This window comes from Streptomyces sp. NPDC002133 (genome assembly GCF_040296405.1).
Lineage (GTDB): Bacteria > Actinomycetota > Actinomycetes > Streptomycetales > Streptomycetaceae > Streptomyces.
This window is the reverse complement of sequence record NZ_JBEOXF010000001.1, coordinates 21543-36443: the sequence shown is the minus strand read 5'-3', so window position 1 is coordinate 36443 and position 14901 is coordinate 21543. Positions and strand designations below refer to the sequence as shown.

Below are 14901 nucleotides of genomic sequence, written 5' to 3'. Positions count from 1 at the left end.
ACGCCGGGCGCGTACCCGGTGGCCCGGCGCCCGGGGCACTACAGCCGCTTCGCGCTGCGCAGTGTGGTGGCGTAGTAGCCGTTCCCGTCCAGCCGGGACGTACCGCCCTTGTCGCCGATCGTCGGGCCGTTCACTTCCTCCCGGCTGGAGATGAAGATCTTGTGGCCGTCGCTGTCGTGGCCCAGGTAGATCCCGACGTGGTCGAGGCGGCTCTTGGTACGGGCGTCCAGCTTGAAGAAGACGAGGTCGCCCGGCTGGAGCACGTCGATCGACTTGGGACGGTCCGCCGCGCCCACGCCCTTCAGCGGGATGACCTCGGTGCCGATGTCCGAGCGGGCCATGCCGTTCGCCGTACGCGGCAGGCCGTCGCCCGTGGTGTCCGAGGAGGCGAGCGGGTAGCGGGCGCGGTAGCCCCACACCAGCCGCATGAATCCCGAGCAGTCGACGGCGCGGGCGCGCCTGGCCTCGGGCTGCTTGCCCGTGCCGTCGCGGAAGCTGTACGGGATGCCGAGGTAGTCGTAGAAGTCGGACAGTTCCTCGCGCAGGTCGTTGCCCGCGCTGCCGTTCGGGTTGAGCGGGCCGAACGCGGCGTCACCGGCGTAGGCGATGCCCTCGTCGTCCTTCTTGACCGGTGCGCCCTCGACGTACTGGAAGGCGGTCGCGAAGATGTCGTCCTCCTCGCTGCCGTAGTACTCCTTGAACCAGTCCTTGAACCACTGCTCCTTCTCGGCGCCCTTGCGCCAGGGCTCCGGCATGAGGCGCACCCAGTCCTCGGTCACGACGCGCGACTTGGTGTTGGCGGCCTCGGTGAAGGTGCGGCTCGGGCCCTTGAGGGTCGCGGTGCGGGCGTTGTCCGTGAAGGTGGCGAGGACCTGGCCGCCCTCGCCCCGCAGCACCGAACGCTCGGGGTTCTTCAGGCGCTCCCAGGTCTGCCTGCCGCTCATCCGGCCGCTGCTGGACTCGAGCAGCGGGGTGTCGGTGACGGCCTGGATGGCCGGGGCCTTGGCCTGTTCCTCCTTCCGCAGTTCGACGGTCAGGTACGCGCTGCTCGCGAGCAGCCCGATCACGACCGCCGCGTGCAGGGCGGGGCTGGTCTTCTTCTTGGCACTCATGAGGTCGGCTCCGGTGGGGCGGTCAGGCGGACGGCATGACGCCGAGGAGGATCCCGGCGGTGAGAACGACATAGGCCATGAGCGTCACCGAACCGGTGGCGAGCAGCGTCGGGCCCTTGGGCTGGCGCACGAGCTGGTAGGCGATCAGGCCGGGAACGATGAATCCGAGCGTCTGGTTGCTGTACATCAGCGGGAATTCGAGCGAGAGCACGATCATCACCGTGGCCTGCAGGATCACGCCGGTGAGCACGACCGCCGCGAACAGCCGCTTGCCGTAGAGGATCACGTAGCGCTGCAGCAGCAGCGTGCAGACGTACGCGAGGACGGTGACGCCGACGACCATCGCGGCGCGCTGCAGGTCCTCGACGAGGGTGAGCGCGAGCCAGCCCGGGGTGATCATGCCGCCGGGCGAGAGGTTGGTCGTCAGGTAGCAGACCAGGGAGAAGAGCAGCCCGAGGGCGATGCCGACCGCGGCGATCTCGGGAGTGAGGACGGAGGGGATCAACGCTGGTCTCCTGGGCTGTACCACTGCTGCGGGTCGTCGGCGGGGGGTGTCGGGGCGACGCGGGGCTCGAAGAGGCTGCGGGGCCGCTCCTGTTCGGCTCCGCGCTGTACGGGCACATGGGGTGCCTGAGGCACCTGGGGCGCGTGAGGTGCGTAGGCCTGAGGCGCCTGCGCAGCCTGGGGCGCGTGAGGTGCTTGGGCCTGAGGCGCCTGCGGAGCCTGGGGCGCGTGAGGTGCTTGGGCCTGAGGCGCCTGGGGTGCGTGGGTCTGAGGCATTTGGTATGCCTGGTGCGCCTGAGGCCGGGGCGCATACCTGCTCTCGTACGCCTCGGAGTACTGCTGGTACGGGTCGAGACGAGGTGCGTACAGCTGCATGGTCTCGGAGGGGTCCGCGGGCGCGGTCGGTGCCGCAGCGACAGCGACAGCGGCAGCGGCCGGCGCGGACAGTTCGGCGGCGCTGTCGCTGTCGTCGGCCGGGAGTTCCGCCAGGTGCTCGAGCAGCAGCTCGCCCTGGCCGTGGATGTTGCCGATGGCGACGAGAGAGGAATCCGGGCCGAGGTGGCCTAGCAGCTCGTGCATGAACTCCTCGCCGTCCCGGCCGTCGCCACCGAGGTCGACGGCCCGGTCGCGCCATTCGGCGGGGATCGCGTCGATGGCGCTCTTGGCCGGGTGGCCGATGACGAACACCTTGTCCGGCTGCAGGTCCGGGACGATCTGCCCCATCTGGCCGTTGCGCTCGACGCGGTCGGGGCGGCAGTTGATGACCACGTTCAGCGGACGGCTGATCGCCCCGAGATCGAGAAGCTGGTTGATGTTCATCAGCGTCGACTCGGGGTCGTTGGCCGCGAAGACGTTGGCGAAGCGCAGCCGCTTGCCGCCCGGCGCGACGTACCGCTCGACGGAGAGGACACCCGGGTCCGGCGGGGCCTCGTACATGCCCTGCAGCGCGGTCTTGCGGTCGACGCCCAGCAGCTCGGCGACGACGAGCGCGATCGCCACGTTCTCCTTGAAGGTGAACCAGCTGAAGCCGCGCAGCTCCTCGTCGGTGACCATCTCGGGGTCGGCGTAGACGAGCTTGCAGTCCCGGGCGTCGGCCTCCTCCTGGAGGACGTGGAAGCGCTCTTTCTCCGCGGTGACGCAGATGCCGCCGTGCGGCATCGAGCGGGACAGCGAGCGGGCGATGTCGTCGAGCGTCGGGCCCATCTCGGCGACGTGGTCCTCGCGGACGTTGCACAGGACGCCGATGGTGGAGCGGATGAGCTTGGACTGGTTGATCTCCTGGAGGGCCGGCATGACGGCCATGCACTCCATCACCAGGGCGTCCGGGTGGTACGCGGCGGCCCGGCGCACGATGCCGATCTGCTCGACGACGTTGGCGATGCCGAACTTGCGGTAGACCGGCTCCTCGGTGGCGTCCGGATGGATGAAGCGGGCCGCCGTCCCGGTCGTCTTGGCGACCGTGGTCAGCTCGCCGCCGCGCAGCGCGCCCGCGCACAGCCGCGTGATGGAGGACTTGCCGCGGATGCCGTTGACGAGGACCCGCGTCGGTATGTGCTCCAGATTGACGAAGTGGCGACGCTGCTCGACGATCCCCGCGATCAGGAGGATGCCACTGCACACCACCAGCACGGTGTAGAGGAAGAGCATGCCGGGTCAGTTCCTTCCGGCGAGGGACGTCGCCGCGTCGCGCTTGCGCTGCTGCGCCGGCAGTTGCTGCCGGATGAGCTCAAGGCTGCGGACGACGGCGCCGACCTCGTCGTGGTGTCGCGGATAGAGAACGGTGCGCCGGTCGCCGTCCGCGAGCGCCTCCGCCTGGGCGGCGAGGGTGCGCAGGGGGCGGACGACGACGATGTACAGCCAGCCCAGGCAGGCGGTGGCCGCGGTGACGCCCAGCAGCCCGGCGAGGACCGTGCGGTTCTGGAGGTGGTACTCGGCGATGGCGAGTCCGGACGCGGGCTGCCAGCTCACCACGGTCCAGCCGAGGGACTTGGCCGCACCGCCGCCCACGAAGGGCGCGGCTGCGGCGATCTGGATGTCGCCGCCGTCCCGGTAGAGGACGCCGCTGGGGCGCGGGCTCATGCCCACCTTCTGGTTGGTGCCTTCGACGAGGGCGTCGAGACGGCCGCTCGGCAACCCCTCGAAGGCGAGGTAGCCGGTGTTGCCGGCGATGACGCGACGCTCCGCGTCGAGGACGCGGACGGCGCCGAGCCCCGGCCGCTTGAGCAGGGAGTTCAGGAAGTCGATCCGGAACTCGCCGACCACGGCGGCGCCCTGCCGGCCGGGCACCTCCGCCGTCCCGATGATCACCGGCTCCTCACCCTGGTCGTCGAGGACCCTGATCGGCTCGGGGGCGGGGCCCTTGCCCGCGGGGCTGCGCGGGTCGCCGCCCGCCTGGGCGAGGACCTGGCCGTCGGCGTCGAGGACGTACAGCGACTGGTACCGAAGGTGCTGGTTCGCCGTGCGCTCCAGGACCTCGGTCATCTGGGACGGCTTGGTGCGGTCGCCGATGAGGGACGCGACCGACGCAAGGTCGGCGTGGCCCTCGTTGAGTGCGCGGCGCACCCGGTCGGTGAGGGTGTCGGTGCGCTCGCGCTGGTCGTTGACGATCTGCTGCGGTACGACGACCGAGTCACCGGCGCGGTTGAGCAGCAGCAGGAGCGGCGCCGACCAGACGAGCAGGATCACCCCGCAGACGGCGAGCAGGGTGGTGGCGCCGAAGCGGCGCCGCGCGGGCGTCGCCGGTGCGTGGGCGTCGGCGGGCTCGCCGAGGAGCTGGCGGCGCAGCCGTTCCAGGGCAGCGCCGATCCGCGCGGTCTCGCCGTACCTGGGTGCGCTCACAGGGCGCGTGAGGTCGCCTCGTGTGAGGCGGCGGCTCTCGAGGAACAGCCGGATCAGCGGACGCTGCACGGTGCCGAGGAGCAGGGCGACCGTGATGCCGCCGATGACGAGCAGGGCGCCCGCGGCGAGAAGTCCGAAGAGCGGGCTGCTGGTGCCTGTGGGGTCCTCTGCGACCTTGACCATCGCCACGACGGTGAGGCCGAGCCCGGTGGCGACGGTCGTCTCGCCGGCCTGGGGCGCGGCCATGGTGGCGTATCCGGCGAGCGAGCGGTCGCCGAGGTAGATGCCACCCGTGAGACTGCCGCTCACCCCGCGGAAGCCGCCGGAGCCGGGCTCCTTCGCCTTGACGGGGTGCTGCCGGCCCTTCTCGGCGGCGATCGTGGCGAACTTCTTCAGCTGCTCCTTGGACTCCGCGACCTCCTCGCGCTGGAGGTCGGTGAGGACCTGCTCGGGCTCGGGGATGCCGTCCTGGCTGAGGACGTGGCCGTCCTGGTCGATGACGGCGATGGCGCGGAAGCCGCCGAGGCTGATGCCGGGGAACCTCAGGCCGCTGGAGGCGACCAGCAGCTTCTGCGGCTCGCCCTGCCAGGTGAGCAGGGCGAAGGACAGCAGCCGGGTCTCACCGTTGGGGAGCCGGACCATGCGGGGTGCGAGGCCGTTCTCGCCGCCGAGCTTGGAGCGGTCGATGGCGGTCAGCGGCACGTTCTCACCACGGGCGGCGAGCAGCTTGCCCGACTTGATCTCGACGACGGCCGTGCCCAGCCACTTCTGGTACACGTTGCCGATCTTGTCCAGGACGGCGTCGGCGGACACGGGGTCCGCCGCATTGAACAGCTCCGCGGTGCGTGTGAGGTCCGTGACGCTCTCGTCGATGGAGGCGCGCATGCCGATGGCGCCGTCCTCGGCGAAGTGCTGCTGGGAGGTCAGTACGGCCTTCGGGATGCGGTCGTCACCGGCACGGCCGAGAGAAAGGGCGGTGATGCCCGCCAGGGCGAGAAGCAGAACAGACAGTACGGCGATAGGTGGCCTTATGCCACCCAACAGGGACATGTCGGCTCTTCGGCGGACTTTGTGCCGCCGCTTCGAGGGCGAAGCGGCCAACGGAGGCTCCTCTCGTGGAGTTCACGGCGTGCAGGCGCGCGCCCTCACACTCGAAAAAGGGCGGACCGGGAACATGTGACCGCGCCAACGCGACAACGGTTGTACGAATACGAAAAAATGTGATCCGGCCGACAGCGAATCAGTCGGGAAGCCCTTCCAGCGGCTGCAGACCGTCCTTCGCCGCACCGCGGTTGAGCATCGTGCCCTCGGTGCGCTCGAAGGCCAGCCGGTAGCGGGCGGCCTGCTCCTTGCCGAGACCGTCACCGTCCCGAAGGGTGGCGGCGACATCGATCAACCGGTGGTCCTGGACCGCCCCTTCGGGCAATTTGCCCGACTCATCCGGATCCGGCGGGATATCCACGAACGTCGGCACGTACTTGGCCTGGACGTCCCACCTGCCGCCCCGCTTCGTGAACTCGAACCAGCCGATGGCGCCTTCCTCGGTCAGCCCGCTCGGCACGTCGTGCCGCGCGACCTGATTGCCGAGTCCGTACGCGATCCAGGTGCCGTCGACCTTCTCCATCGGCTGTACGACATGGGCGTGATGGCCGATGATCAGGTCGATGCCCGTCTCCCTGGCGAGCTTGCGGCCGAGCCTGAGCTGCGAGCGGCTCGGATTCGGCCAGTGCTCGCGCCCCCAGTGGATACTCAGGATCACCACGTCGGCGCCGTCCTTGCGCGCCTTCTTCTCGGCCGCGGCGATCGCCTTGAAGTCGGTCTGGTTGACCAGCCAGGGCTTGTCCTCGGGGATCTCGAAGCCGTTGAAGGCGAAGGCGTACGAGATCTGGGCGACCTTGACACCCTTCACGTCCACGATGGCCGTCTTCGCCGCCTCCGCCGCGTTGCGGAACGAGCCGGTGTGCTTCAGGCCCGCAGCGTCCATGGCGTCCAGAGTGCGGACGACACCGGGGTAGCCGTGGTCGAGTGTGTGGTTGGACGCCGTGGAGCAGATGTCGTAGCCGACGCTCTTGATGGCGGTGGTGATCTGCGGCGGGACCAGGAAGGCCGGGTAGCTCTGGAACGGCCCCTCGGGCTTGCCCACGACCGGCTCGAAGTGGCAGATGCCCAGGTCGGCCTTGCTGATGACGGGCTTGATGCCGGCCATCAGGGGTTCGAAGTCGATCCCCTTCACGCCCTTGCCGGTGGCCTTGGCATCCTTGCGCGCCTGCTCGGTCAGCTGTGGATGAATGAGGATGTCGCCGGCGGCTGCGACCGTGAACGTGGGGCTGCCGCTGTCCGCGGCCGCCTTCTCGTCGTCCGAGCCGAAGGGACCGCAGGCTGCGGTACCCCCGAGCAGCGCGAGTATGGCTGTGCAGGTCGTCAGCGACCGGCGCGAAGAGCGTTTCATCACCCTGGATATCTTTGTATGACTATGACCGCGAACCGGAGCAAGACGATAGCAATAGCGACTACAACGCTCGTCGTTGCGGCAGCTCTGCTCACCGGGCTTCTCTTGACCCTCACCCCGCGCACCGGCTCCCCAGAGGGTAAGCGGTCCGCCGACAGCCGGACACAGGGCCCCGCCGGGGCGGTCGACCTGGAGCGCCGGATCGGGGAGTACACGTCGCGGTTCGGTGAGGACAGCGGCTATCGCCGTCCGTCACGCGACGACCGGCGGGCGGTCGCGCGAGGCGTCGGGCTGCTCCTCGACGGCGATCGCGAACAGGCCCGGGAGCAGCTGTCAGACGTGGACTTCGAGATCCGGACCGTCACCGACAGCGCCACGGGGCGGCGGTACGCGGAGATCGCCGACCGCACCGAGGACGCGCGCTCGCCCCGGGGCTGGGGGCGGGTCTATGTCGATCTGGACACATCTGCGACCTGGTCCGTGCAGGTGCCCCACCCCGTCGCCGACAAGCGCACCGAGCAGCTCGGCGTGAGCGTGCTGCGAGGCTCGCGCGGCGGGATCCTGGTGATCGCGGGAGCACATCGTGCCGCGGGGCGCGAGGACGCGTCCGATGTGGCGCACCGTACCGACAGCGTCTTCGACGCCGTCTGCGACGAGCTCGTCCGGCGCGGGCTGCCGGGCCTCCAGCTGCACGGATTCGCCGATGACTCGGCGCCGCGCTACGACGTCATCGCCTCCATGGGCAACGGCGAGGTGGCACGGCCCGAGGGGCGCGCCCTCGCCGACGCCCTTCGCGCACGCGACTTCGACGTGTGCCGCGCCTGGGTGCGCTCGTGCCCGCTCGAGGGCAGGACCAATGTGCAGGGCCGCAAGGCGGCGGAGGAAGGGGTCGCCTTCCTGCACGTCGAGTTCAGCAACACGGTCCGTACGTCCCGGGCCCGGGCTGCTCGCGTGGCGGAGGCCGTCACCGCTGTCACGGCGGCGTGGTCCACGGGCGGCCCGGCGGACCGCCCCACGGGCTGACCGGCTGACCGGCCGGCAACCCCGGCCGGCGCGGCGGCAGGCGGCACCGACGGGGAGGGCGGACGGTTAGGACAGCAGACGGCTCAGGACGGCTCAGACGGCCGTCCACGCCTCCATCGCGAGTCCCGACTCTGCCTTCTGCCGCGTCACCCGCAGCGTGCCGTCGGCCCCGAACGCGGCGAGCACCACGCGTCCGGTCCCGTCGATCGCGAGCGCCGGGGCGCCGGCGCAGGGTTCCCCCGTCGTGGTCCACACCGCGCCCGCCGACTCGTCCTCGGTCGGGTAGGCGGCCAGCGAAGGACGCCCGTCCGGGCCGAGCTGCGCCATGACCGTGCAGTCGTGCCCGTCGACCGGCGTACGGAGCAGGGCGACCGGTCCCGTACCGCCGGTGCCACCCAGCGGGACAGGCTCGTCCATGCCCTCGCGCCAGGCCTGGACGGTGCCGGTGGCGGCCTCGCGCCAGAAGTGGGTCAGCCGCCCGCGGCCGGTGCGCTCGGCGCTCAGCGAGCCGGGTACCGCGGAGGCCTCGATGTCGTCGACGCGCGTGAAGAGGGCTCCCGGGGTTTCCTGCACCCAGCGCAGCACCCGGTCCTTGGACACGGCCAGGACCTCCATGACGCCTGCGTCGGTCAGCGTGACGGCCGGCACGCCGAGCACATTGCTGCCCTTGAGGTCGGCCCACGAGCCCCAGCGGCCGTTGGCGTGCTGCGTGCGGCCGCACACACCACCGCCGGCGTTGCGTATGAACGCATGGAGCAGACCGTTGGTGTCCACGGCTGCCGACGGCCGGCCGATCCGGTCGGAGAGCTCCTTGCTCTTCGGGTACGGCGTCCCGAAGCTGCTCCACTCGCGCATGGGGCGGCCCGACTGGTACTGGATGGCCATCGCCAGATCGGTGATGAGCTCGCCGTCCGCCGAGTGCGTGTGCCGCAGCCCGACGAGCTGCGCATAGCCGTCGCTGCCCTGGGCCATGCCCAGGGACGGCAGCACTCCCTGCGCGGGAAAGATCTGCGGCCCCTCCCACTCGGGTCCGCCGGGCCGGGTCTCGGTCCAGCGCAGGACACCCTCGGCACCCGGCGCGTACGCGGAGAGCCGGCCGTCCTTGCCGCGCAGCAGCCAGCCGGCGGTCGGCGGCAGGGAAGGGTCCGCCGGGAGCGACGGCGTCGCCCGGGCCGTGGGGCGCGACTGCTCCCCGGGCCGCTGGGCCTCGTCCGTCCGCCGCTTCGATCTCCGCGCAGACCGCAGTGCCATCGCCCGTTGCCACCTTCCCTGAGCGCTGTGCGAGCGCTTGATTCACGTGACGATAACACTTGCCGAACCAGCGGATCCCCGCGGCGGACGACTCCCTTGTGACAGCCTCCTGACATGCGGATTCTCATGATCGTCGACGCCGCGAACGTGGTCGGCTCGGTCCCGGACGGCTGGTGGCGGGACCGTTTCGGCGCCACCGAGCGGCTACGTGACGGACTCGTTCCGTTCGCGCGGGACGGCATTCCGGGACATCCGGGCCCGGCCGAGGTGGTGCTGGTCGTCGAGGGCCGGGCCCGGGGGGTGGAGAGCCTCCCCGAGGTGCGGGTCGAGTCGGCGCCCGGCAGCGGCGACGACCACATCGTGGAGCTGGTCCGGGCGGCCCCGGACCGTACCCGTGTCGTGGTGACCGCCGACCGGGGGCTGCGCGAGCGGGTCGAGGCCCTCGGGGCCGCGTGCGCCGGGCCCAGGACCGTACGTCAGCCTCCCGGCGAGCGAACGTAGAGGACCGCGCCGTCGATCTGGTCCGGGAGGGGCTCGTAGCGCCCGGCCAGCAGCCGGCGCAGCGTGGGCAGGTACTCGGGGGCGTACGGCTTGCCGCGCGAGTCGTCGACGATCAGCGCCGGCGGGCGCTCCCTGAGCTCGGTCACGAGGACCGGCCAGGCGCCCGCGACCGCGTGTTTCTCACCCACCTGAGGGCCGTCGCGCCCGCCGCTGTAGTTGGTGAGCAGCCCGGCGGTGAGATAGCGGCTGGCAGGGGCCCGGTCGGCGAGCCAGTACGTCTCCGGATGCATGCCCCACAGCAGCACCCGGTCCTCGGGGGCCGTGCGGTGCTGCAGCTGGGCGGCGAGCCGGTGCGCGTGCGCGAGCTCGGGCCGGGGCGCCAGCAGGCCCCAGGCGAGGAAGAGCGCGCAGGCGGCGGCCGAGGTGAGCACCGCGGTCGCGAGCCGGTCGCGGGGCAGGACCTGCAGGGCCGCCGCCGCGAGCAGTGTGAGCGGCGGGAGGAGCTGCAGATAGTAGTGGCCGAAGAAGTGGAAACCGGCGAGGACGGCCACCGCCGACGCGCCCAGCCACAGCCAGAGGTCGACGGCTGCCGCCCTGGCGACCCGTACGACGCGCACGACGGGCGGGATCAGTCCGGCGCAGGCGGCGCAGAGCAGTGCGGTGTTCGCCAGCGCCCGGAAGAGGACGTGGAGTTCGGAGCCGGTGAAGGTGGCGTACGCGCCGGAGCCGGTCACCGTCCAGAAGAGAAAGCCCGACGGATCGGTCAGCAGGGCTGCGCCGAGCACGGGCACCACGAGGGCGAGGGCCAGCCGCACCAGGTCCGCTCGCTGCGGTGAGCGCCGCGGTGAGCCGTGCCAGAGGAGCCACAGCACGGGCACGAGGACGGCCCCGCCGGTCTGTTTCGCCAGGAACGCCCCCGCGACGGCGAGCCCCGCCCCCGTCCAGCGGCCCCTGCCCGCGCAGTACACCGCCGCGGCCGTGAACGGCAGCATGAAGATCTCGAAGGTCGCCGCCTGAGCGTCCTCGGGGTTGAGCCCGATCGACACCAGCAGATAAAGCACGCCCGCGGTCCGTCCGGCCCGGTCGCCCCAGCGGTCGCGGGCGGTGGCGGCCAGGGTCGTGGCGGTGAGCAGCTGGGCAAGGACCGCGAGGACCTTGAGCGGGTGCAGCGAGTCGTCACCGAAAACCGCGAAGCACAGCTCGTACAGCCAGGGCAGAAGTGGCGGTTTGCGGTCGACGACGGTCTCGTAGAGCGATCCCCCGTCGGCGAGTATGCGGGCCTGGACGGCGAGGTAGCCCTCGTCCGGGTTCCACAGCGGATGCCGGAAGGAGGGCAGGCGGGTAACGACGGCGAGGACGGCGAGGACGGGGAGCAGTCGCCGCCAGTAGCCGGCTGACCGGCCCTCGGGGGCGGCGGTCGTGGACGCGCGTGGGGATGCGTACCGCAGCGATGGCGGCGGCTCGGCGAGCATGCGCTCACACTAGGGGCCCCATATGCCCCACTTGAGCAGGACATACGGGGCCGAACGGAACCCCTAGTAGACGGCTTGCTTGCCCACCTTGCCGAGGCGGCTGTGGCCGCGCCCGTACAGGAAGTAGACGACGATGCCGACGGCCATCCAGACGGCGAAGCGGAACCAGGTCTCACCCGGCAGGTTGAGCATCAGCCACACCGTCGCGGCGATCGAGAGGATCGGGATGTACGGGACCCAGGGGGTGCGGAAGGCGCGGTGCAGATCGGGGCGGGTGCGGCGCAGGATCATCACACCGATGGCGACCATGACGAACGCGAAGAGCGTGCCGATGTTCACCAGGGTCGCCAGCTCGTTGATGCTCGTGAAGCCGGCGACGACGGAGATGATCACGCCGAGCAGGATGGTCGGGCGGTAGGGGGTCCTGTACTTCGGGTGGGTGATGGAGAAGAAGCGCGGAAGGAGCCCGTCGCGGCTCATCGCGAAGAACACCCGGGTCTGCCCGAGAAGCAGGATCAGGCACACGGTGGTGAGGCCGACGGCGGCGCCGAAACTGATCACACCGGCGTAGAAGGGATGGCCGACGGCTTTGAACGCGTCGGCCAGCGGGGCGCTGACGGACAGTTGGGTGTAGTGCTGCATGCCGGTCACGACGAGCGCGACCGCGACGTACAGCACGGTGCAGATGAGGAGCGAGCCGAGGATGCCGCGCGGCATGTCGCGCTGCGGGAGTTTGGTCTCCTCGGCGGCGGTGGCCACCACGTCGAAGCCGATGAAGGCGAAGAAGACGACCGAGGCGGCGGTGAAGATGCCCATGACGCCGAAGTTGGTGGGTTCGTAGCCGAACATCAGCTGGATCAGCGGGGCGTCCCAGCCGGAGACGCCGCCGGGCGGGGAGGTGGCCGGGGGGATGAACGGCGAGTAGTTGTCGCCCACGATGAAGAACAGACCCGCGATGATCACGATCAGGACCACCGTCACCTTGATGGCGACGACGATCGCGGTGATGCGGGCGGACAGCTTCATTCCGACCACCAGGATCACGGTCAGCACCAGGACCAGCACGAAGGCGAGGATGTCGAAGCTTCCTCCCGGCACATCAGGACCGGACAGTGCTGCCGGCATGTGCCACCCCACGTTGTCCATCAGTGAGCGCACATAGCCGGACCAGCCGACGGCGACGACGGCCGTGCCCAGTGCGAACTCGAGAACCAGGTCCCAGCCGATGATCCAGGCCGGCAGCTCGCCGAGGGAGGCGTACGCGAACGTGTACGCCGAGCCGGCCACCGGGACGGTGGAGGCGAACTCGGCGTAGCAGAGGGCGGCCAGCGCACAGACGATGCCCGCGGCGACGAAGGCCAGCGCGGTGGCGGGTCCCGCGTTCTCCTTGGCCACCTTGCCGGTGAGCACGAAGATGCCGGTGCCGATGATGACGCCGACACCGAAGACGGTCAGGTCCCAGGCCGAGAGGGATTTCTTGAGGGCATGCTCGGGTTCTTCGGTGTCCCGGATCGACTGTTCGACCGTCTTGGTCCGGAACATCCCGGAATCGCTTGACTGCTGGTCCGTACTCACCGGCGTACCTCCGTACCCATGGCCGTATGCCCATGATCGAGAGGGGTGGGGGAACGCGCCCGCGCTGCCGGTGCCTTTCACACGAACGGGCCGGCCGGAGACCCCCTGGGGTGCTCCGACCGGCCCAATGCGTACGCCGGGTGACAGGCCCGTCAGTCGCGCGCGGGCTCGGGGGCCTGTGCGGGATCGTCGTCGAGGCGGCCGTCCAGCCTGGAGACCAGCCCGGTGACGTGCCGCGCGATGTCCGGCGCGGTCAGCCCGATCTCGGCCAGGACCTCCTTGCGGGACGCATGGTCCAGGAAGCGCGGCGGGATGCCGAAGTCGCGCAGCGGTACGTCGATGTCGGCGTCACGCAGCGCCTGGGAGACGGCGGAGCCGACACCGCCGACGCGGCTGTTGTCCTCGACGGTGACGACGACGCGGTGCTGCTCGGCGAGCGGGGCGAGCGCCTCGTCGACCGGCTTGACCCAGCGCGGGTCGACGACCGTCGTGGAGATGCCCTGCTTGTCGAGGAGGTCGGCGATCTCCAGGCACATCGGGGCGAGCGCGCCGACGGAGAGCAGGAGGACGTCGGGCCGGTCCGTGCCGGGCTCGCGCAGGACGTCCATGCCGCCGATCCGGCCCACGGCCGGGACGGCGGGGCCGACGGCGCCCTTGGAGAAGCGGACGACGGTCGGTGCGTCCTTGACCTCGACGGCCTCGCGGAGCTGGGCGCGGACCTGGTCGGCGTCGCGCGGGGCGGCAAGCCGGAGACCGGGGACGACCTGGAGGATCGACATGTCCCACATGCCATTGTGGGACGCGCCGTCGGTGCCGGTGACACCGGCCCGGTCGAGCACGAATGTGACACCGCACTTGTGCAGTGCCACATCCATCAGCACCTGGTCGAAGGCACGGTTGAGGAACGTCGCGTAGACCGCGAAGACGGGGTGCACACCGCCGGTGGCGAGGCCCGCGGCCGAGACCGCGCCGTGCTGCTCGGCGATGCCGACGTCGTACACCCGCTCGGGGAAGGCCTTCGCGAACCGGTCGAGACCGACGGGCTGGAGCATCGCGGCGGTGATCGCGACGATGTCCTCGCGCTCCCGGCCGAGCTTGACCATCTCCTCGCCGAAGACGGAGGTCCAGTCGGCGCCGGAGGAGGCGATGGGCAGACCCGTGTCGGGGTGGATCTTGCCGACGGCGTGGAAGCGGTCGGCGTCGTCCTGGAGGGCCGGCTGGTAGCCACGGCCCTTCTCGGTGAGGCAGTGGACGATGACGGGGCCGCCGAACCGCTTGGCGCGGGTCAGCGCGGACTCCAGGGCGGCGATGTCGTGACCGTCGATGGGGCCGACGTACTTGAGGCCGAGGTCCTCGAACATGCCCTGCGGGGCGATGAAGTCCTTCAGCCCCTTCTTGGCGCCGTGGAGCGTCTCGTAGAGCGGCTTCCCGACGACCGGGGTGCGCTCCAGGATGTCCTTGCCGCGGGCGAGGAAGCGCTCGTAGCCGTCGGTGATGCGCAGGGTCGCCAGATGGTTGGCGAGGCCCCCGATCGTCGGGGCGTAGGAGCGCTCGTTGTCGTTCACCACGATGACGAGCGGGCGGTCCTTGGCGTCCGCGATGTTGTTGAGCGCTTCCCAGGCCATACCGCCGGTCAGTGCACCGTCACCGATGACCGCGACGACGTGGTCGTCCCTCTTCAGCACCTCGTTCGCCTTGGCGAGCCCGTCCGCCCAGCCGAGGACCGTGGAGGCGTGCGAGTTCTCGATGACGTCGTGCTCGGACTCGGCACGCGCGGGGTAGCCGGAGAGGCCGCCCTTCATCTTCAGCCGGGAGAAGTCCTGGCGTCCGGTCAGGAGCTTGTGCACATAGCTCTGGTGGCCCGTGTCCCAGAGGACCTTGTCCTTCGGGGACTCGAAGACACGGTGCAGGGCGATGGTCAGCTCGACCACGCCGAGGTTGGGCCCGAGGTGTCCGCCGGTCTTGGAGACGGCGTCCACGAGGAAGGTCCGGATCTCGGCGGCCAGCTGATCGAGCTGCTCCGGGCTGAGCCGGTCCAGATCGCGCGGTCCCTTGATACGGGTCAGCAGCGCCACCCGTGCCTCCTTGCGTGTGAGCTGGTCGAGCTTGGCAACGATTTGTCGAGTCTAATGTTCCGCTCCCGGCTGCCGTCATCGGGCGGTGCGTTGAGCGTCAC

11 protein-coding genes are annotated in these 14901 nt (G+C 70.6%); 2 read left to right on the top strand and 9 right to left on the bottom strand.

Annotated elements, in window-relative coordinates; translation table 11 throughout:
• Positions 1-38 precede the first annotated feature (38 nt).
• The 5 genes from ABT078_RS00125 to ABT078_RS00105 all read right to left on the bottom strand — a co-directional run bounded on the left by ABT078_RS00125 (position 39) and on the right by ABT078_RS00105 (position 6903).
• The gene (locus tag ABT078_RS00125) at positions 39-1112 is read right to left on the bottom strand and encodes a C40 family peptidase (RefSeq protein ID WP_351222112.1); all 1074 of its coding nucleotides are present in this window, start codon (positions 1110-1112) and stop codon (positions 39-41) included.
• 22 nt (positions 1113-1134) lie between these two features.
• The gene (locus ABT078_RS00120; RefSeq protein WP_351222110.1) at positions 1135-1617 is read right to left on the bottom strand and encodes a poly-gamma-glutamate biosynthesis protein PgsC/CapC; all 483 of its coding nucleotides are present in this window, start codon (positions 1615-1617) and stop codon (positions 1135-1137) included.
• On the bottom strand, positions 1614-3263 hold the full coding sequence (pgsB, locus tag ABT078_RS00115; protein ID WP_351222108.1) for a poly-gamma-glutamate synthase PgsB: 1650 nt from the start codon (positions 3261-3263) through the stop codon (positions 1614-1616). The genes ABT078_RS00120 and pgsB overlap by 4 nt, the downstream gene beginning before the upstream one ends.
• Before the next feature lie 6 nt (positions 3264-3269).
• Positions 3270-5504 (bottom strand): cache domain-containing protein, encoded by a 2235-nt coding sequence (locus ABT078_RS00110; protein ID WP_351222106.1) that lies wholly within the window; start codon positions 5502-5504, stop codon positions 3270-3272.
• Between the two features lie 190 nt (positions 5505-5694).
• Entirely contained in the window at positions 5695-6903 is a 1209-nt protein-coding gene (locus ABT078_RS00105; RefSeq protein ID WP_351222104.1) for a CapA family protein, read from the bottom strand.
• A gap of 24 nt (positions 6904-6927) precedes the next feature.
• Between ABT078_RS00105 and ABT078_RS00100 the strand changes: the two genes are divergently transcribed.
• Positions 6928-7926 (top strand): hypothetical protein, encoded by a 999-nt coding sequence (locus ABT078_RS00100; protein WP_351222102.1) that lies wholly within the window; start codon positions 6928-6930, stop codon positions 7924-7926.
• A 93-nt stretch (positions 7927-8019) separates the two neighbouring features.
• Here the strand turns inward: ABT078_RS00100 and ABT078_RS00095 are convergent, their stop codons facing one another.
• On the bottom strand, positions 8020-9177 hold the full coding sequence (locus ABT078_RS00095; protein WP_351222100.1) for a PLL family lectin: 1158 nt from the start codon (positions 9175-9177) through the stop codon (positions 8020-8022).
• 114 nt (positions 9178-9291) lie between these two features.
• Between ABT078_RS00095 and ABT078_RS00090 the strand changes: the two genes are divergently transcribed.
• Entirely contained in the window at positions 9292-9678 is a 387-nt protein-coding gene (locus tag ABT078_RS00090; RefSeq protein WP_351222098.1) for a PIN domain-containing protein, read from the top strand.
• Here the strand turns inward: ABT078_RS00090 and ABT078_RS00085 are convergent.
• The 3 genes from ABT078_RS00085 to dxs all read right to left on the bottom strand — a co-directional run bounded on the left by ABT078_RS00085 (position 9654) and on the right by dxs (position 14800).
• Positions 9654-11150: an ArnT family glycosyltransferase gene (locus tag ABT078_RS00085; protein ID WP_351222096.1), complete on the bottom strand. Its 1497-nt coding sequence runs from the start codon at positions 11148-11150 to the stop codon at positions 9654-9656. The two genes, ABT078_RS00090 and ABT078_RS00085, sit on opposite strands and share 25 nt — an antisense overlap.
• 63 nt (positions 11151-11213) lie before the next feature.
• The gene (locus tag ABT078_RS00080) at positions 11214-12692 is read right to left on the bottom strand and encodes an amino acid permease (protein ID WP_502981138.1); all 1479 of its coding nucleotides are present in this window, start codon (positions 12690-12692) and stop codon (positions 11214-11216) included.
• A gap of 185 nt (positions 12693-12877) precedes the next feature.
• Positions 12878-14800, bottom strand: a complete 1923-nt coding sequence (dxs, locus tag ABT078_RS00075) for a 1-deoxy-D-xylulose-5-phosphate synthase (protein WP_351222092.1) — start codon at positions 14798-14800, stop codon at positions 12878-12880.
• Positions 14801-14901 lie beyond the last annotated feature (101 nt).

Coding starts and splice junctions, on each gene's coding strand:
- ABT078_RS00125 (WP_351222112.1), bottom strand. CDS start 1,112: ATGAGTGCCAAGAAGAAGACCAGCCCCGCCCTGCACGCGGCGGTCGTG.
- ABT078_RS00105 (WP_351222104.1), bottom strand. CDS start 6,903: ATGAAACGCTCTTCGCGCCGGTCGCTGACGACCTGCACAGCCATACTC.
- ABT078_RS00095 (WP_351222100.1), bottom strand. CDS start 9,177: ATGGCACTGCGGTCTGCGCGGAGATCGAAGCGGCGGACGGACGAGGCC.
- ABT078_RS00080 (WP_502981138.1), bottom strand. CDS start 12,692: ATGTTCCGGACCAAGACGGTCGAACAGTCGATCCGGGACACCGAAGAA.
- ABT078_RS00100 (WP_351222102.1), top strand. CDS start 6,928: ATGACCGCGAACCGGAGCAAGACGATAGCAATAGCGACTACAACGCTC.
- ABT078_RS00110 (WP_351222106.1), bottom strand. CDS start 5,504: ATGTCCCTGTTGGGTGGCATAAGGCCACCTATCGCCGTACTGTCTGTT.
- pgsB (WP_351222108.1), bottom strand. CDS start 3,263: ATGCTCTTCCTCTACACCGTGCTGGTGGTGTGCAGTGGCATCCTCCTG.
- ABT078_RS00090 (WP_351222098.1), top strand. CDS start 9,292: ATGCGGATTCTCATGATCGTCGACGCCGCGAACGTGGTCGGCTCGGTC.
- ABT078_RS00085 (WP_351222096.1), bottom strand. CDS start 11,150: ATGCTCGCCGAGCCGCCGCCATCGCTGCGGTACGCATCCCCACGCGCG.